This window comes from Corynebacterium sp. EPI-003-04-2554_SCH2473622 (assembly GCF_001665955.1).
GTDB lineage: Bacteria > Actinomycetota > Actinomycetes > Mycobacteriales > Mycobacteriaceae > Corynebacterium > Corynebacterium pseudodiphtheriticum.
Genome location: NZ_LZMN01000077.1, coordinates 40,010 through 57,753 on the forward strand (window position 1 = coordinate 40,010; position 17,744 = coordinate 57,753).

Annotated in this window: 14 protein-coding genes; 8 read left to right on the forward strand and 6 right to left on the reverse strand. The window is 56.0% G+C overall.

The genetic code is table 11. From position 1 onward, the window contains the following. Window positions 1-14 precede the first annotated feature (14 nt). The 3 genes from A5774_RS09070 (at window position 15) to A5774_RS09080 (ending at window position 5,375) form a co-directional block, all read left to right on the forward strand. Window positions 15-1,352 carry a glutamine synthetase family protein gene (locus A5774_RS09070; protein WP_021353789.1) on the forward strand — a complete coding sequence of 446 codons (1,338 nt, stop codon included), beginning with the start codon at window positions 15-17 and terminating at the stop codon, window positions 1,350-1,352. 22 nt (window positions 1,353-1,374) lie between these two features. Then, a complete protein-coding gene (locus A5774_RS09075; RefSeq protein ID WP_064834475.1) occupies window positions 1,375-4,596 on the forward strand; it encodes a bifunctional [glutamine synthetase] adenylyltransferase/[glutamine synthetase]-adenylyl-L-tyrosine phosphorylase in 3,222 nt (1,073 codons plus the stop codon). Between the two features lie 209 nt (window positions 4,597-4,805). Then, a complete protein-coding gene (locus A5774_RS09080) occupies window positions 4,806-5,375 on the forward strand; it encodes a hypothetical protein (RefSeq protein ID WP_064834477.1) in 570 nt (189 codons plus the stop codon). Here the strand turns inward: A5774_RS09080 and A5774_RS09085 are convergent. Next, the gene (locus A5774_RS09085) at window positions 5,281-6,762 is read right to left on the reverse strand and encodes a nitrate/nitrite transporter (RefSeq protein WP_082936190.1); all 1,482 of its coding nucleotides are present in this window, start codon (window positions 6,760-6,762) and stop codon (window positions 5,281-5,283) included. The two genes, A5774_RS09080 and A5774_RS09085, sit on opposite strands and share 95 nt — an antisense overlap. Window positions 6,763-6,797: 35 nt before the next feature. Between A5774_RS09085 and thrC the strand changes: the two genes are divergently transcribed. From thrC to A5774_RS09110, 5 genes are all read left to right on the forward strand, one after another. Continuing rightward, the gene (thrC, locus tag A5774_RS09090) at window positions 6,798-8,255 is read left to right on the forward strand and encodes a threonine synthase (protein ID WP_064834503.1); all 1,458 of its coding nucleotides are present in this window, start codon (window positions 6,798-6,800) and stop codon (window positions 8,253-8,255) included. 30 nt (window positions 8,256-8,285) lie between these two features. Further along, window positions 8,286-9,362 (forward strand): trypsin-like serine protease, encoded by a 1,077-nt coding sequence (locus A5774_RS09095; RefSeq protein ID WP_082936191.1) that lies wholly within the window; start codon window positions 8,286-8,288, stop codon window positions 9,360-9,362. Window positions 9,363-9,380: 18 nt separating this feature from the next. Then, on the forward strand, window positions 9,381-9,920 hold the full coding sequence (locus A5774_RS09100; RefSeq protein WP_064834479.1) for an NUDIX domain-containing protein: 540 nt from the start codon (window positions 9,381-9,383) through the stop codon (window positions 9,918-9,920). Next, window positions 9,913-10,845 (forward strand): SGNH/GDSL hydrolase family protein, encoded by a 933-nt coding sequence (locus A5774_RS09105; protein ID WP_064834482.1) that lies wholly within the window; start codon window positions 9,913-9,915, stop codon window positions 10,843-10,845. Before A5774_RS09100 ends, A5774_RS09105 begins: the two co-directional genes overlap by 8 nt. A gap of 134 nt (window positions 10,846-10,979) precedes the next feature. After that, the gene (locus A5774_RS09110) at window positions 10,980-11,468 is read left to right on the forward strand and encodes an RDD family protein (protein WP_021353797.1); all 489 of its coding nucleotides are present in this window, start codon (window positions 10,980-10,982) and stop codon (window positions 11,466-11,468) included. A gap of 6 nt (window positions 11,469-11,474) precedes the next feature. On the opposite strand, the gene A5774_RS09115 is transcribed toward A5774_RS09110, so the two are convergent. From A5774_RS09115 to sucB, 5 genes are all read right to left on the reverse strand, one after another. Beyond that, window positions 11,475-12,254: a DUF4191 domain-containing protein gene (locus A5774_RS09115; protein ID WP_023019198.1), complete on the reverse strand. Its 780-nt coding sequence runs from the start codon at window positions 12,252-12,254 to the stop codon at window positions 11,475-11,477. Window positions 12,255-12,451: 197 nt separating this feature from the next. Next, window positions 12,452-13,495 carry a lipoyl synthase gene (gene lipA, locus A5774_RS09120; protein ID WP_021353799.1) on the reverse strand — a complete coding sequence of 348 codons (1,044 nt, stop codon included), beginning with the start codon at window positions 13,493-13,495 and terminating at the stop codon, window positions 12,452-12,454. Between the two features lie 54 nt (window positions 13,496-13,549). Next, on the reverse strand, window positions 13,550-14,311 hold the full coding sequence (gene lipB, locus A5774_RS09125; RefSeq protein ID WP_064834506.1) for a lipoyl(octanoyl) transferase LipB: 762 nt from the start codon (window positions 14,309-14,311) through the stop codon (window positions 13,550-13,552). Between the two features lie 45 nt (window positions 14,312-14,356). Continuing rightward, the gene (locus A5774_RS09130) at window positions 14,357-15,571 is read right to left on the reverse strand and encodes an MFS transporter (protein WP_231892407.1); all 1,215 of its coding nucleotides are present in this window, start codon (window positions 15,569-15,571) and stop codon (window positions 14,357-14,359) included. A gap of 284 nt (window positions 15,572-15,855) precedes the next feature. Next, on the reverse strand, window positions 15,856-17,637 hold the full coding sequence (gene sucB / locus A5774_RS09135) for a 2-oxoglutarate dehydrogenase, E2 component, dihydrolipoamide succinyltransferase (protein WP_064834484.1): 1,782 nt from the start codon (window positions 17,635-17,637) through the stop codon (window positions 15,856-15,858). Between the last annotated feature and the right edge of the window lie 107 nt (window positions 17,638-17,744).

A 17,744-nucleotide genomic window follows, 5' to 3' on the forward strand; every position in this document is an offset into this window, starting at 1 on the left:
CTAGACTGGGACTCATGAACAGCCAACACGATTACGTCTTGCGCACGGTTGAAGAACGCGATGTTCGTTTTATCCGCCTGTGGTTTACCGATATCACCGGCGCACTGAAATCCGTGGATATGTCACCGGCCGAGCTGGAAAATGCGTTTGAGGAGGGCGTCGGCTTCGATGGTTCCTCCGTGGAAGGGTTTTCGCGTGTGGCTGAATCCGACACTATTGCGATGCCCGACCCTTCGACGTTCAAGATCATGTCTTCGGAAAGCGAAAATGAATCGTTGCTGACAGCGCGCATGTTCTGCGATATCGTCCAGCCCGATGGCAGCCCGTCGCTGGTGGATCCGCGCTATATTTTGCGTCGCCAAGTGCAGGAGGCCGCGGATGACGGTTTTACCTGCATGGTAGGCCCGGAGATTGAGTTTTATCTGCTGCAACAGACCGACGATCCAGCTGATCTGCAGCCGACCGACAACGGTGGTTATTTCGACCAGTCGACGATGAACCTGGCACCAGAATTCCGGCGTACTGCTATTCAGATGCTGGAAAACCTTGGCATCGTTACTGAATTTTCGCACCACGAAACCAGCCCGGGGCAGCAAGAAATTGACCTACGCCACACCGACGCGCTGACCATGTCGGATAACATCATGACCTTCCGTTATCTGATCAAGAAGGTAGCCCAACAGCAGGGCGCACGAGCGACGTTTATGCCCAAACCGCACAAAGACTGGACCGGCTCGGGCATGCATACCCACATGTCCTTGTTTGAAGGAGACAGCAACGCTTTCCACGATCCCGATGACGAATTCTGCTTGTCGACGACGGCCAAGCAGTTCATCGCTGGTATTTTGCATCATGCGCCAGAGCTCACCGCGGTGACCAACCAATGGGTGAATTCCTATAAGCGGCTAATGTTCGGCAAAGAAGCCCCTGGCGCAGCAACCTGGGGTGTGTCTAACCGTTCTGCAATGGTGCGCGTGCCCACGTACCGGTTGAACAAGCCGGAGTCACGTCGGGTTGAGATCCGCAGCCTGGATTCTTCCGCAAACCCTTATTTGGCCTATTCAGTGTTGCTGGCTGCTGGGTTGCGCGGCATCAGGGAAGGCTATGAACTGGGAGACCCAGCCGAAGATAACGTGCAAGAGCTCACGCGCCGCGAACGCCGGGCGATGGGCTATATTGATTTGCCGAATTCTTTGGACCATGCTCTGCGCAAACTCGAAAAGTCTGATTTCATGGCAGAAGTGTTAGGCGAGAACGTCTTCGAATTCTTCTTGCGGTCCAAGTGGCAAGAATTCCGCGCGTATCAGGAACACATCACTCCTTTCGAGCTCCACAACAACCTCAACATTTAACCCCGAAGATCTGAGCGATACTGTGACTTCGAACCGCCCATCTATTCCCTCGATTGCCACACTGGGTCTTTCCAGCCCGAAAGCTAGCGAAGATATTGCATGGCTGGGGTGGAACGATCCCGACCACACCACGCTTTTATGGTGTTTGGCTGCAGCGTCCGACCAAGACCTTGCGCTGAATACACTCATGCGCATGGCAGGCAACCTTGCCGACGATGGCGCCGAACTGACCGCACGCCTGTGTGAAGATGAAGCATTGCGCGTGCGGTTTTTCGCCTTGCTAGGTGGATCCACTTTGTTAGGCGATCACCTTGCCGCACACCCGGAGACTTGGCAAGAGTTGACGAAACCATTGCCGGAAGAACACGAAATGTTCCAGCAGATGTTGGGATCGGTGGGCGCGCACGTCGCAGATTTTGCTGAGCTCGAATCAGTGGAAGACGACCCGGCCAGTAAAGATCTCACGACGCCAGGAACTTACCGGGCGTCGGTGACTGGCAGTGAGGCGGTTTCTGCGCTACGCGATGCTTATCGAACGCTGATGCTTCGGATCGCCGCGCATGATCTCGCTGGCAGTTATTTCGCCCGTAAAGGGCAATCTGAGCCGCAACCAAAACTGTTATTTAGCACGGTTACCGGTGCGCTGTCGCGTTTGGCGGATGCGGCTTTGACTGCTGCACTTGCGGTTGCAGTCGCGGAAGTCTACGGGCCGTACCCCACGGACCCCACGGAAAATGCAGATGACAAAACATCCGGAAGCCACTCGGCGACGGAGACGACGCAGACGGCGGCCCGGACAGCTGCCGGGACAGGGCCAGGGGCAAGGAAAACCACCGCAAAAAAGGCTACACCCGTCGACGCCCGCTTGGCCGTGATCGCGATGGGGAAGTGCGGTGCGCAGGAGCTGAATTACATCTCAGATGTCGACGTCATCTTCGTCGCCGAGCCTGCGAGCAATAAAGCCACCCGGCTGGCGGCAGAATTTAACCGCATTGGCTCAGCCGCGTTTTTCGAAGTCGACCCCAACTTGCGCCCGGAGGGCAAATCAGGCGCGCTCGTACGCACTTTAGATTCACATATTTCTTATTATCGCCGCTGGGCAGAAACCTGGGAATTTCAAGCATTGCTGAAAGCCCGTGCACAAACAGGGTACCTACCACTGGGGCGTCGCTACGAGGACGCCATCCGGCCGATGGTCTGGACTGCCTCGGAGCGTGATTCCTTCGTCGAAGACGTGCAAGCAATGCGTCGTCGGGTCCTAGCCAACGTGCCGAAAGACATGCGCAACCGTGAGCTGAAACTTGGCACCGGCGGCATGCGCGACGTGGAGTTTGCGGTGCAACTTCTGCAGCTGGTGCACGGACGCTCTGACGAGCGTTTGCGGGTTTTATCCACAGTGGAAGCTTTAGATGCTCTGAAAAACGCCGGCTATATTGGGCGCGAAGATTCCTGGCAACTCATCGAGGCCTACGAATTTTTGCGGCTGCTGGAACACCGCCTGCAATTACAGCGCTTTCGTCGCACGCACACGATGCCTGCCGATGACGACACAGAGGCTTTGCGTTGGCTGGCACGCGCGGCCGGCTTCGATGCCCACGGCGCGAAATCATCCTATGACTTAATGGTGAACCACCTGCGCAAAGTCCGCCTGCGCATTTCCGAACTGCATTCGCGCCTGTTTTACCGGCCGCTGCTGGATGCCGTCGCCTCCATGTCCGCCGAAGAACTGCGGCTGTCCCCGGCAGCGGCGAAGCTGCAACTCTCCGCCCTCGGTTACCGACACCCAGGGCGCGCATTTGACCACCTCACCAAGCTGGCATCAGGTAGCTCCCGAAAAGCCCGCATCCAGTCGATTTTACTGCCTGGGCTGATGGAGTGGCTCGGAGAAACCGCCGATCCTGATGCCGGGTTGTTGAACTATCGCAAACTATCGGATGCGGCATTCGATAGGGCTTGGTTTTTGCGCATGTTGCGCGATGAAGGAATCGTCGGCAAGCGCTTGATGTCGATCCTCGGAAATTCGCCATACACGGCAGAACTCATTATCAATTCGCCGGATACCGTGAAGCTGCTTTCCGACGGTGCGAACGGACCGAAGTTCTTAGACACTAACCCACAGCAGGTGTCGAAATCGCTAGTAAACTCGTCGAAACGCCACGCGGACCCAGACAAGGCGGTCGCGGTGGCGCGATCCTTAAGGCGTGTTGAGCTAGCGCGTATTGCTGCAGCAGATCAGCTTGGATTCATGCCGGTAGAACGCGTGTGCCGGGAACTTTCCTTGATTTGGGACGCGGTACTAGAAGCAGCAATCCGCGCGGAAGTCCGCGCCAGCCTACGTGAGATGGACCGAGAAGAACCACCTGCGCGCATTGCAGTGATCGGCATGGGCCGGTTGGGAGGCCAAGAACTTGGTTTTGGCTCAGACGCAGATGTCCTCATGGTGGCCGAGCCAGCCGAAGGCGAGGATGAGACTGAGGCGATGGCCTGGGCGAAAAAAATCGTCGACAAGCTGCGTGCTCGGCTGGCGAAACCCTCCGGGGATCCACCGTTGGAGGTAGACCTTGGGCTGCGCCCAGAAGGTCGCAGCGGGGCGGTGGTGCGCAGCATTTCTTCGTACCGACGCTATTATTCGCAGTGGGGTGAAGCCTGGGAAATCCAAGCCCTGCTACGAGCAAATGTGGTGGCTGGAGACCCCGAAGTCGGGGCGGAATTTATCGAGATGATTAACGATTTCCGCTACCCGGCAAGCGGAATTTCTGATGCCACAATTCGCGAGATTCGCCGAATCAAAGCTCGCGTGGATAATGAACGCCTGCCGCGCGGAGCCGACCGTAATACTCACACCAAGCTCGGCCGAGGTGGATTAACGGACGTGGAATGGACTGTGCAATTACTGATCATGATGCACGGCGCAGAACACCACGAACTACGCACCCCCTCAACGTTAGACGCACTCGATGCTTTGCGCGATTGCGTAATCTTAAGCGCTAAGGAAGTCACACAACTACGGGAAGCGTGGTTGATGGCTACGAATGCCCGCAACGCGCTGGTGTTGGTGCGTGGCAAACGCGTCGACCAATTGCCACAACCCGGCAACCACCTGGCCCAAGTTGCTGGTGTTGCCGGATGGGCGCCGGAAGAAAACCAAGAATTCCTCGAGGCTTATCTGAAGGCAACCAGACACGCGCGCCGGGTCGTTGACCAAGTTTTCTGGGGTGAACCAGACTCTTATGAATACGAATAGGCCCTGCGTATATCAAAAAACTGCATCCCAGCAAACCTGTAACTAGGTGCTGCCACCAGTGCAGCTGGAGATAGCTGTTTCCGGTGGCTAAATAATGTGATATACCTAGCAAACTGACAGGAATATCTACTGTTGCAGTCACATAACCTGGTTAGACTAAACGATGTCGAATCGTTATTGGTGAAAATGCATCAAGGAAGATTACCCAAATGCCACAACAACAAGCACCTACACAGAAGCCCAAAACAAGCACACGTTGGGTCTGGGGTGTAATCGGTCTAGTGACCGTCGTCGCTGGCGTCTTTGCATGGCAATTCGCTTTACACAACGACGAGCAACGCAGCGGGCGTACCGTCGGTGCGATGCTAACTGATCAGCCACACCCGTTCGACGATGATGCAACTGCTGGCAGCAGTTTCGCGGCCACCCCGAACGGGGAAATATCGGCAGAAATCTATACCAACCGGCTTTCTGAGCTTGCCTCTGCATTGGGGCTGCCCATGGAACTTGCCACGTCTTCTGACCGGCCGGACATCACCATCACCGTGCACAACGAAAACCGTGCTGCCATGCGAATCGTTCTCGAAAATATTCTGAACCAAGCGGTAGAGCGCAGCGAAATTTCCTATGTGGACCGAGACCGAGTGCTTTATACCTTTGACCTGGGTTTGATCGATGCGCCCACTAGTGCGATCGCAGAGCACGCAATCGGTGGGGCAGAATCCGATGCGCAGGCCCCGGATACTTCCGCCATGCAGAAGCAACCAACAACCCAATAACGCCGACGGCCCACACCACACCAGCGGCTAAGGCCGCAACCTGAAAATCACCCCAGGTGTATTCACCACCAGCAGAAGAAATATCCAAAACAACGCCGATCCCCTGCGATGCCGCCATTCCGGCCAGGAAACCACCCATATTAGCTAAACCAGTAGCAGTAGCCACAACTTCGCGGGATACTCCCTCGCGCACGTTATCGAAACCATAATTAGCTGAAGACGCGCACAAAGCCACAATCACGTTAACCACCACGATGGCGGCTAGCCCCCGCGGCGTAGTGCTGGCGAAAAACACCACCCAGGTGAGCACGATCGTGACAGAAAAACCCACAACCGCCCAGTGTCTGGCAGCGCCGATACGGGCAGAGAAGATGCCATGCAACGGCCCAGAAAACACGGTGACGACGGTGTTAATTGCCAAGACCGCACCGGCCTGTTGTGCGCTGAGCCCCATTCCGAGTGTCATCAATGGGAAACCCCACATCATCAAAAACACCAGCTGAAACATTAGGCAGGAATAGTGCATGAAAAAACCCTGCCAGGCAACTGGTGTGCGAAGCAGCATACGCATGCGGGCGCGCAACGAATCGCGCCCGCTAGCAGCCGTACCGTATTCCGACGCATCCGCTGCGTGCCGATCTACATCGGGAAGATCTTTAATGGCCAAGCCCGCTAAGCCAGCAAGCAAAATGCTGGTCGCACCCAAGGTCACAAAAGCGCCCGTCCAACCAGCGCTACCGAGCAAAGCCAAAAATGGCACAGCGGAAATAAACTGGCCTGTCTGCCCAATCGCGCCGGTCAACTGCGTGAACAACGGCGTCTTGCGCAAAGGGAACCAATAGGGAAGCAACCGCATGACAGCCAAAAACGCCGAGGCATCACCGGCGCCGATCAATACGCGAGCAACAATCGCCAGCGGATAGGACGTCGTCAAAGCCAACAGAAACTGCCCCAACCCCATGACTACCGCACCAAACATAACCATCGCACGCGGGCCAAACCTATCGATACCCAGCCCAGTGGGAATTTGCGCTAAGGCGTACACACCTAATTGCACTGCCGCGAAAACCGCGATGCGTGAGGCATCCACATCGAAACGCGCAATGGCTTCTACACCGGCTACGCCAAAGGAGGTGCGACCTGTGATCGCGACTATGTAACACGCCACGCCAGCTACCCAGACCACCAATGCCCGGCGAGTGACTACCTCGCGGGGGTGCGGTGCCGAGCCACCAGTCCGGGATATCTCGGCGCGGGAGGTGCCGCTTAAGGCAGAACCAGGTGGGACAGCTTCTGTGGCGGAGGCTTGAGGGCGGCTAGCTTCCGGGTGAGAATACCCCGAGCGTGAAGCTCCTGAATGAGAAGCCGGTGAAGCGTGATTTTCCATACAAGTCATTGTAGGTAGACGCTAAGATGAAACTCGTGGATTATATTTCAACTCGTGACACCCAGGCACAACCCGCTCAATTTACCGATATTTTGCTCGGTGGCCTCGCAGCCGACGGCGGGCTTTACTTACCTACGCAGTACCCCCAGCTGGATGCAGAAACCTTAGCGAATCTGCGGGAAGTTTCCCGCAGTAGTGGATACGCAGGGCTTGCAGCAGAAATTTTGCAGTTATTCGTCGACGACATTCCTGCCGACGAACTCGAAGCCATGGCGCGCCGGGCCTACAACACAGAAAAGTTTGCGCACGAAGAAATTGTGCCGGTGACCAAACTAGATGAGCAGTTTTATATCGGCCATTTGTCTGAAGGCCCAACCGCGGCGTTTAAAGACATGGCTATGCAGCTGCTTGGAGAGCTGTTTGAGTATGAGCTAGCGAGGCGGGAAACCACGCTGAATATTCTGGGGGCGACCTCGGGCGATACTGGATCCTCGGCGGAATACGCTATGCGTGGACGTCAAGGCATCCGTGTATTCATGTTGACCCCGAAAGGCCGGATGAGCCCGTTCCAGCAGGCCCAGATGTTCGGGCTGGATGATGAGAATATTTTCAATATTGCGCTGGATGGAGTTTTTGACGACTGCCAGGACGTGGTCAAGGCCGTTAGCGCGGATGAGGCTTTCAAACGCGAATACCGCATCGGCGCGGTTAATTCCATCAACTGGGCGCGGTTGTTAGCACAGATCGTTTATTACGTCTCTTGCTGGATTAAAGTCACTGAAGCAACCGGTGATTACGCACAGAAAGTGTCGTTTAGCGTGCCGACGGGCAACTTTGGTGATATTTGCGCAGGGCACATCGCCCGGCAGATGGGGCTGCCGATCGACCGGCTGATCGTCGCCACGAATGAAAACGACGTGCTTGATGAGTTCTTCCGTACAGGTCAGTATCGGCCTCGCTCTGCCGCGGATACGCACGAGACTTCCTCGCCGTCGATGGATATTTCCCGGGCCTCAAACTTCGAGCGCTTCATCGCGGACCTGTTGGATCGTGATGCCGCCCAGGTGGCAGAGTTGTTTGGCCAGCGCATTAAGGACGGAGGTTTTGCACTGTCCGACGATCTGCTCGCTCGCGCACGTGAAGAATTTGGTTTTGTGTCCGGACGGTCGCTGCACTCGGATCGCTTGGCGACGATCGCACAGGTACAGCAGAACCACAACATTGTCGTCGATCCGCACACTGCCGACGGCATCAAGGTCGCGTGGGACGCCGTGGCTGAACACAAGATCACCAGCCCCGTGGTGTGTTTAGAAACTGCGCTTCCGGTGAAATTCGCCGAAACTATTGAAGAAGCTCTCGGTACTACGCCGCCGATGCCACAGCGTTTCGCTGGCATTATGGATGGTGGCCGGAAGGTTGTTGATTTAGCGAACGATGCCGAGAAGGCTAAGGACTACATCCGTACTTCGATTGAGCAAACAGAAGTCCGTTAATTAGTATTCGCCGGGTTATACTCTGTAGCTATGACCGGGCATGAACAGCACAGTTACGCAGCGCGCCCTGCCGCACGGCGGGGCAGTGTTGTGGCAGCTTTAGCCATTCCAGTGCTGTTCGCCACGGCTTGCAGCACTGCCTATTTTGGTGCGGGCGAACTAAACCAAGCAGGCGGCAACGGCGGTGCTACGGGGGGATCCGGAGTCCAGGAAGCCCCAGGTAATTATGACCAAGCGGCGGCCCAGCCCCGGCTGGCGCCCCCGCCGCGAGTCGACGCACTCAATGGTGCGGACAACCAACGCCTACCCCGAGAACCAGAATCGCAAACTCGGATTATTCATCCAGTGAATGCGCCGCTGGCGCCAGGAGCGCCCATTGATATTTCTACCCATGTGCCCGCACCGGGCGAGCAATTTAATTACAACATTTGTACCGTTGCGTATTCGTTTACTGATGCTAATGGCACCGGTTATGCCGTTACTGCCTCACACTGTGGGCGCGAAGGCGACCTGGTGTGGGCAGGCCAAGGCAACAATAAATTCCGCTGGCCTGCAGAGCCGATCGGTACTTTTGTCTATTCCGATTTGTATACCCTGAATTCTTCAGATTTAGACGTTGCGATTATCGAACTCAACGCTAATGCATACGATGCCAGTTTGGCCGGCGGGGCCGATGCTGCGGTGCACCCAATGCCGACTGCAATCGCGGAACGGCTTGATTTTCTTCCAGAACAGGTGTGCAAGAATGGCAGGATCACGGGCACCACGTGCGGGCACACCACGGCGTCTCAGGCACTAGGCAAGCTGAACACGCATGATGGCGCGGTGTTGAATGCGCGTTCGGCGCGGGCGGCTTTGTGTGCGACCACTGGTGATTCTGGTGGGCCGGTATATACCGAAATAAATGGCGAAAAAGTCATCGTCGGGCTGGTTTCCGGCACCACTACGCAGCAGGCCACACACCAGTGTCACCTGGAAGAATCCGGGCACAATGCCGGGGATAGTGCCGGGGAAGACATTAGCGTCTCGTATACACCGGCCACCGAATTTCAGCGCATCATTAACGCTGTGGTGCCCGAGGCTGCGGCGAATACAGAAACCTGGTAAGCCAGCTAGAATACGGATATGGCAACCCCGGAATTTATTACCCAACTGCGTGAACATATCGGCAATGCACCCTTGTGGGTTCCAGCCACTACCACGGTGGTGATACGCGAAGTGCCTGCCGATGCTCCCATTTGGGAGGTTCCGACGGTGCTGTTGGTTAAGCGTGCCGATACTGGCGATTGGACGCCGATTGGTGGTATATGCGAACCCGGTGAACAACCGCACGCTACTGCTGTGCGGGAGGTAAAAGAAGAAACTGGGTTGGACATTGAACCAGTTGCCTTGCTCGGCTCCGGCGCGGTGGGGCCAGTAACCTACCCCAATGGCGACGTGTGTCAGTTCATGGACACCGCGATATCTGCTAGGTTGCTCGGAGACTACGATCAGCAGCCGGTGGTTGCTGACGATGAATCCGTTGCTGTGCAATGGTGTTCCGTAGCCCAGTTGCCACAGTCTGTATCGGCCCGCCACAGGCTGGTTATCGCTGATGCAGTAGCGCATATGAAAAACCCGGCTCGTTTTCGCCCACGCTTAGGATTCACAAAGCGGAATGGCTAATACCCGGCTTGGTGGCACCTGGGTCGGGCTTATGGTTAGTGCATTAGCGCTGACTGCATGCAGCATCACCTCTTCCGAAAGCCAACCGCCTGCCCACGAGCAGACAAATCCAGTGGAACACTTAGGTGCCAATGGAATTGGAACGTATGTGGCCCTCGGAGATTCTTTTGCTTCCATGGCCTCGCGTGCTGGTGCACAACGCCCAGATGATCCGGTTGCTGATTTTTGCCGGCGCTCGCCGGATAATTACCCAGCAATAGTCGCGGAGTTGCTGGGAACGGGTACTGCTATTGACCGCAGCTGCCAGGGAGCGATTATTGATAATCTTTCAGAAACCCGCGAAGCCGGCGGAGTAGAAGTACCCGCACAATTAAATGCTTTGCGTGAAACCGAACAGCCGGTAGAGCTCGTTACAATGACGATCGGGGGCAATGATATTGGCTTCGGGGAACTCGTGTGGTGTGCCCAGACAGCGATGCACACCGGTGAGCCGTCCAATTGCAGTACTTTTTTGGACCGCAAGGTAGCGCACGAAATCGGCGTGGTTTCTGATCGCTTGGACCAGGTTTTTCAGGCCATCGAAAACGAGGCCCCACAGGCGCGGGTGATAATGACAGGCTATTTGCCTTTGCTCGCAGCTTGGGATGACTGTGCAGAAATCGCCGCGATTTCGGGAACCGACCGCACGTGGTTGCAAAGCGTAACTCACCAGCTCAACCACGCACTTGCAGAAGCCGCCCACCGCAATGGTGCGGAATTTGTGTTGCCTGATGACGTCGACAAGCACACCGTGTGTGCACAACCACAACAACGCTGGGTGGATCTGACTGGTATTGAAACCGGGTCGTTCCCATTTCACCCCACTGCGGCGGGCCAAGCGGCCATGGGCCGGGAAATTCACCAGCGGGTTGCAACGCTGCGGTAGCGGGACTGCCCGATAGCACTGCAGCGGGTGCAAGCATCGTTAGCGGCAGTGACAGGCAAGGAAAGCGACAGCGACAGTCGAGGAATGTTCTGTCTGGTTTCGCTGCCCTAAACCTGGCTTGTAGATTAGAGACCATGGCGGAAAGAAAGCGAAGCTGGCTCGATGGGCCGGCCATTCCCGGTGAAAATGAAGATCCCAATGCGCCAAGTCGGTGGCCAGGCGAAAAACTTGGCATGCCGCAGCATGGTCGCGGATCTATGGCACCGGTGGGTAAACGTGCGCTAGCGGTGCTTATTGACTGGTTTGTTGCCTTGGCGCTGGCTTTTGGTTTGCGCTATGGCCTGGGACTTGGCGACGTGAGCCAAGGAGCAACCACCACGTGGAATTATGTGCTCTGGATTGTTATGGGAATTGTGTGCGGCTGGTTGTTTGCCCGCACCCCAGGCATGATGTTGCTCGGCATGGGGGTTGCGCGGGTTGATGCAGAAGAACGTGTCGGCCTATGGCGGGCAGTGGTGCGCACCTTGCTTACCGCATGTTTTTTCCCGGCTGTGATGGTGGATTCCGACGGCCGTGGCATGCACGACCGTGCGACAGGAACCACCGTTATTCGCACGAACTAGCTGGAGTTATTTTCCCTTTTTCGCGTTCATACGACGCATGCGGCGGTTCATGCCCGAAGGGTTCTGTGCCTGGCTGGGCAGCGGGCCTTTGGGCATACCGGCACCGGGGCCAGCTGCAGCATCCATGGCTTCGATGCGGGCGTTGATGTCGTAGACCTCAGTTTTGCTGTAGTTACGTGGCAACTTCAGCAGTTTACGCTGCAGTTTGCTGAGTGGAACCTGGTCTTCACCGGTGCCGGTGTAAATCACATGTACCGGAACTCCACCAGCGATGCGATCAATACGGCGACGTTCCTTGTCGACGATCTTCTCCAAGCGCTTCGGGTTGCCCTCACCGACAAAAACCACGCCCGGGTTGCCGACAACGCGGTGCAGCAAATCCTGCTGACGCGTCATGCCTACACCTTGCTTGCTAAACCAGACGATGCCAAAGGTGTTTCGAAGGTTATCCAAGGTCCAGCCGGCAGCACCCGGTTGATCCTCTACGCGCTTGTACATCGAGGACTGCAGACGACGGGTGAAGATCCACATGGCCACGACAGCACCTAATACGATGCCGAAAGGCAAGGTAAACCACTGGCCGCCCCACAACATGCCGATGAAGAAAAACGCCACGGCGATGCCAACTACCGCCAGCAACATCAGCGGGATCAGCGCTTTATCTTCCTTACGCTGCATATTAAACGCTTGCCACATTTGCGAGCGTGTTTGTTTGCGTTGTGCCTTTTTAGCCTGTTTTGCCTCGCGCTTTTGGGCTTTCAGCTTCGCCTTGTCGTCTTTTGCCATGTCTCTCACTTTAGGGGGTAGTCAATCAATTTAGAAAACGCTGCCAGCACTCATACTAATCAGCACTCGCACTAGTAAATGTCCACGAGAAAACGCGCCCCGGGCAAGACCCGAAGCGCGTTGCAGAATAGCAGCACACCCCTGCGCTGCTATCCGGGGGTGTGCTCCTCCGTAGAAGAGCTAGTATCCACGGCCCCTTAGCGGGTGGTTACCGGGGTCTCCTGGGAAGCGCCATATTTGCTTAACAGGGAAGAAGCTTCCTGCGCGGTTGGGCCTTGCGAAGTCTCCTGCAAGTGAGACAATCGCTCTGGCAGTTCACGGCCGCGAGCCTGCATCGCCTGCACATACAATTTGCCAGCGCGGTAGGAGGAACGCACCAGCGGACCAGCCATGACAGCGCCGTAGCCCATTTCGCGGGCGGCCTTGGAATGTTCCACAAATTCTTCTGGTCGAACCCAGCGGTCAATTGGGTGGAACAGAGGCCCTGGGCGTAGGTACTGCGTGATGGTGATGATGTCGGTTCCCGCATCACGCAGATCCTGCAAGGTATCGAGAACTTCCTGCTCGGTCTCGCCCATGCCCAAGATCAGGTTGGACTTGGTAATTAAGCCATAATCGTGTGCCTGACGAATAACATCGAGCGAGCGATCATAACGAAACGCCGGACGAATGCGCTTGAAGATGCGTGGCACTGTTTCCAGGTTATGCGCGAAAACTTCTGGTTCGGCTTCGAAAACCTCTTGCAGCAGATCCGGTTTGCCAGAGAAATCAGGAGTTAGGTTTTCAATACCGGTATTCGGGTTTAACTCCCGGATCTTCCGCACAATCTCTGCGTACAACCAGGCGCCTTCATCCTTCAGATCATCACGAGTAACACCAGTGACAGTGGTGTAGTTCAGATCCATTTCGCGGATATTTTCCGCTACGCGGCGTGGTTCGTCGGTATCTAACAAACCAGGCTTACCGGTTTTAATATCGCAGAAGTCGCACCTGCGAGTACACAAATCGCCGCCGATCAAGAAGGTAGCCTCACGCGACTCCCAGCACTCGTGAATATTCGGGCAGCCAGCCTCTTGGCACACGGTATGCAAGCCTGCGCCGGCGACCTTGGCCTTCATGTCTTTATATTCCGGGCCGTTGCGGACCTGGTTACGGATCCAGCGTGGCTTCTTCTCGATAGGATTTTCTGCGTTCCGCTTCTCAATGCGCAGCAGTTTGCGCCCTTCGGGGGTGACACTCATAATGCCCCAGCCTACGCCTTGTTGTAGCTTCTGACGAACAGGGTTCGCTGTGCCTTATTGTGGGGATGGGCCGACTCGCGAACTATCCAAACTGTGATCGCTAACGGCTAAGTCACCGGCCAGTGCACGCACCAATGACTTGTGTAGTAGTGGGATCATTTCTTCAGTAGTAACCTCCCGTCCATGTTCCAAGGACAAGGTGGTGACATCCGCGTCGTCAATGCCACAAGCGACGATGTGCTCATAAAATTCCAGCGAGTTATTGCAGTTCAGCGACAGCCCATGCATGGTGACGCCACGAGTGACGCGGATGCCCAGTGCCGCGATCTTGCGGTCCCTGCTGGAAGCACTCTTGTCGACGGCGGACACGCTGTGCGGAACCCAAACGCCGGAGCGGCCTGCAATTCGGCCCACTTTTTGGGTGCCGAACGTAGTCAGCGCGTCGATGATGGCTTCTTCTAAGCGACGCACGTAATCGACTACATCGACTGGTTCTGCGAGCTTGATGATGGGGTAGACGACTAATTGCCCGCGACCGTGCCACGTTATGCGGCCACCGCGGTCGACCTTGATCGTCGGCAAGCCATTAGTGGGCATATCGGAAGGTTGGGTTCTTTTGCCAGCGGTGTAGACATCCGGGTGCTCGAGAAATAACAGTTGATCCGGAATCTCTCCGTCGGCACGTTGCTTGGCTAATTTCGCTTGCAGCTCCCAAGCTTCTTGGTAATCCACGGTTCCTAGCTTTTGAATCTCTAGGGCTTCTTCGGCACGAATGGAACGGTCAGCGGGGAAAAACGGAGCACGCGGGGCAGTCATAGTGCTCATTTTAACGCGGCCCGTCAGAGCAAGCCGCGCGTGCACCTAGCTGCGGGCTATATTCGTGGTTTCTGGGGCTTTCTGTGCCCGCCGCCGGGATTTTTTGAAAAACCGACCGTCGAAGCGTAACACCATGAAGATGGTGAACAATGCCATTGCGATACCAAATGCGAAGCACATGATGTAACCAATTGCTGGCCCCAAAATAGAGATGACAAACGGGAAGACGAAGCCGATATAGGTCAACGAATAGAACGACGCGCTGGCGGCACCCAGTTCTTCGTCTGGGGCTTGACGCTGTGCTTCCTGTAGTCCCGACGACATGAGGATGCCGTAGGCGAAACCCAGCGGGATAGTCGCTAGCAACCCGAAGATGACACCAACGATGGAATCTTGCCAGAGGGCAACGCAGATTGAACACAGCATGCCAACGATGATCAGTGACAGACCATAGACCGCTGGCGGGTAGGTGCGCGAGGTGCCAACGAACCGCTGAATCAGATTGCCGAAGACCATAGCCAAACAAGCGATCGAGCCGGTGTAGACGACCGGGTAGTCCATCTGTGCTTCCAGCAAACGAGTGTTGACCGCGAAGGCTGTTGAAGCCGCACCGAATACCCACGGACCGGACAAGCCTAGGGTAAGCCAAAAACGCTTGGTGGCTACCTGGCTGGCAAACAGTTTGCCCTTGCCGGAACTACCAGTAGTAACCGTCGGGGTGTTCCATACCAGCGGAGTAATGAGAGTTACTAGTACTAGGTGCAGCAGGTAGGGGAACAAATCAGGCTTTGGTAAAAACTCAGCAACTAGACCCGCCACCAGAGGTCCGCCAGCAAAACCGGAAGTAAGAGCGATGGTCGCGCGGCGCGCACCCTGGATTGAAGGTCCAGCTGATAGCTGCTTCAGCCAGGCTGCGCCGGAGGCCATAACCAGGCCGGTAGCCAGACCGGTGATGAAGCGGCCAGCGCCGATGAAAAATGCCGGGCCGAAAGCACCGAGTGCCAAAACTGCGGAACCGAAAAAGGAGAGCACCAGTGCGGGGCGAATCAGCGCACGGCGACCGTAGGTATCTGATAGCGGGCCACCAATGATCAGAGCGGGGATAAGGCCCACGATGTAGATGGCGAGGAAAGCTGTCACCTGGCCGTCGCTAAGCCCGGCTTCCAGGCGGTAGGAAACCATCAGTGGAGCAAAGGCGTTGGCGCCGAATGCGACGACGAACATACCTAAGCCAACTCTTAACCAATCGCTGATACGCATGTGTTCCTCTTTTGGCTACTGGAGATCGTGTGTCGATGACCGCCGACAAGACCGGCGGTGTTTGTGATCTTTCATTACCTTGTGCGGTCATGTGACTGTGCTTAACATGATGACCGTTATGTTACGTGATTCAGCTCATAACACGAAAACCGGGCCTTCCTACTCTGCGTCCTGTAACGAGAACAGGAGCTAACAGAGGGAAGGCCCGGTATGCGCGCCAGCTAGCTGCTTAGCAGGGCTAGGCGATTGGTCCTCCGGAGTTTATCCAGAGAATGGGGACCTATTTATAGTTCCAAATCAGCCTCGAAGTCGGCAGTTTCGAGACGATCCTTGATGGTGGTGATGAAACGACCTGCGTCGGCACCGTCGACGACCTGGTGGTCGTAGGTGAAAGGCAAGTAGCACATCTGGCGGATCGCGATAGCGTCCTGGCCGTCTTCGGTAACGACGACTGGGCGCTTTTCGATGACTGCCGTTCCCAGGATGCCGGCCTGTGGCGGAACCAGAATTGGGGTATCCAGCAACGCACCTTCGGAACCAATATTGGTGACCGTGAAGGTAGCGCCAGTGAGGTCATTTGGCTTCAACTTGTTGTTGCGTGCACGGTCAGCCAAGTCGATGATCTCAGCGGCGATCTCGGGCAAGGACTTGTCCTGTGCCTTCTTGATCACTGGAGTCAACAAGCCCTTAGGAGTATCCACCGCGATGGCGACGTTGACGTCGGCGTGGTAGGTCATCTCCTTCTTTTCAGCGTTGTAGGAGGCGTTGACGTTTGGATGGGATACCAGGGCTTCGACGGTGGCCTTGACGAAGAATGGCAGGAAGGTCAACTTCGAACCGTGCTTGTCTGCGAAAGCCTGCTTGTTGGCCTTGCGCAGGTTGGACACAGCAGTCATGTCGATTTCCTGCACGTGGGTCAGCTGAGCGGAAATCTGCAGCGCTTCCACCATCTTTTCTGCGGTGATCTGGCGGATGCGGTTAACCTTTTGCGTGGTGCCGCGCAGCTCAGCCTTTTCTGGATCCACCGACTTGGTGGACCAGTTCGAGCCCGCCTTCTTCGCATCCTTTTCGGAAGACTGCGCAGAGTCCTGGGCAGAAGAATCAGCCGAGCTACCTTCGACAGCAGCCATAACATCCTGCTTACGGATGCGACCACCGACGCCAGTACCTTCCAGTGAGCTCAGGTCAACGCCGTGCTTATCTGCCAGTTTGCGTACCAGCGGGGTGACGTAAGGAACCTTTCCGGAATTCTTCTTCGCTGAATCCTTCGCGGCTCCCTCGTTAGCCTTCTTGGTTTCTTGGTCGGAGTCTTGCTTCTTGTCCGCAGAATCCTTCTTCGCAGACTCGGCTTCTTTATCCTCGGACTTCTTGTCTGCGGATTTCTCGTCTGCATCCTTCGAATCGTCTGATTCGTTGGAGTCGTCTGCTGCGGCGTTTTCGTCGCCAACGCGGACGATGACTTCTCCGACCTCGACGGTGTCGTCTTCTTCGGCGAGGATTTCGATGATGGTACCGGCAACTGGGGAAGGAACTTCGGTATCGACCTTGTCGGTGGATACCTCAAGCAGTGGTTCGTCGACTTCGACGGTATCGCCGACGGACTTCAGCCACTGGGTGATGGTGCCTTCGGTTACTGATTCGCCGAGTTCTGGCATTTCTACGTCGGTAGCTTGGGATGAGCCACCGGAAGACTTCTTGTCGTTCTTGGACTCTTTGTTGTCTTCCTTTTCCTCAGAAGCGGAATCCTCGGAGCCTGCGTTGTCGTCAGCGTCGTCAGAATCATCGGCGTTAGCAGCATCAGCAGAGTCCTGCGAGTCTGCGCTCTCGCCCTCGTCGCCGATGATGGCAATGACGTCGCCAACTTCTACGGTGTCGTCTTCTTCGGCTTTGATCTCCAGAAGCGTACCCGAGACCGGGGAAGGGACTTCAGTGTCCACTTTGTCAGTGGAAACTTCGAGCAAAGGCTCGTCGGCTTCGACGGTATCGCCGACGGACTTCAGCCACTGGGTAATGGTGCCTTCGGTAACCGATTCGCCCAGCTCGGGCATCTCTACGGAGTGCGACATGTGTGAGAGACTCCTCTAAAGTCGTTAGTAAATAGAAGCTACGGCATTCCAGCCTACCGCCATCGCCGCTGCTACGTGTAATGAGTCAATGCGCAATATTGCGCACT

What these genes read in the sequence shown, in the direction of transcription:
- lipA (WP_021353799.1), bottom strand. Translation starts at nt 13,495, where the DNA reads ATGAGTGTCACCCCCGAAGGGCGCAAACTGCTGCGCATTGAGAAGCGG.
- A5774_RS09100 (WP_064834479.1), top strand. Translation starts at nt 9,381, where the DNA reads ATGGCAACCCCGGAATTTATTACCCAACTGCGTGAACATATCGGCAAT.
- lipB (WP_064834506.1), bottom strand. Translation starts at nt 14,311, where the DNA reads ATGACTGCCCCGCGTGCTCCGTTTTTCCCCGCTGACCGTTCCATTCGT.
- A5774_RS09085 (WP_082936190.1), bottom strand. Translation starts at nt 6,762, where the DNA reads ATGGAAAATCACGCTTCACCGGCTTCTCATTCAGGAGCTTCACGCTCG.
- A5774_RS09105 (WP_064834482.1), top strand. Translation starts at nt 9,913, where the DNA reads ATGGCTAATACCCGGCTTGGTGGCACCTGGGTCGGGCTTATGGTTAGT.
- A5774_RS09070 (WP_021353789.1), top strand. Translation starts at nt 15, where the DNA reads ATGAACAGCCAACACGATTACGTCTTGCGCACGGTTGAAGAACGCGAT.
- sucB (WP_064834484.1), bottom strand. Translation starts at nt 17,637, where the DNA reads ATGTCGCACTCCGTAGAGATGCCCGAGCTGGGCGAATCGGTTACCGAA.
- A5774_RS09115 (WP_023019198.1), bottom strand. Translation starts at nt 12,254, where the DNA reads ATGGCAAAAGACGACAAGGCGAAGCTGAAAGCCCAAAAGCGCGAGGCA.
- A5774_RS09095 (WP_082936191.1), top strand. Translation starts at nt 8,286, where the DNA reads ATGACCGGGCATGAACAGCACAGTTACGCAGCGCGCCCTGCCGCACGG.
- A5774_RS09110 (WP_021353797.1), top strand. Translation starts at nt 10,980, where the DNA reads ATGGCGGAAAGAAAGCGAAGCTGGCTCGATGGGCCGGCCATTCCCGGT.
- A5774_RS09080 (WP_064834477.1), top strand. Translation starts at nt 4,806, where the DNA reads ATGCCACAACAACAAGCACCTACACAGAAGCCCAAAACAAGCACACGT.
- A5774_RS09130 (WP_231892407.1), bottom strand. Translation starts at nt 15,571, where the DNA reads ATGCGTATCAGCGATTGGTTAAGAGTTGGCTTAGGTATGTTCGTCGTC.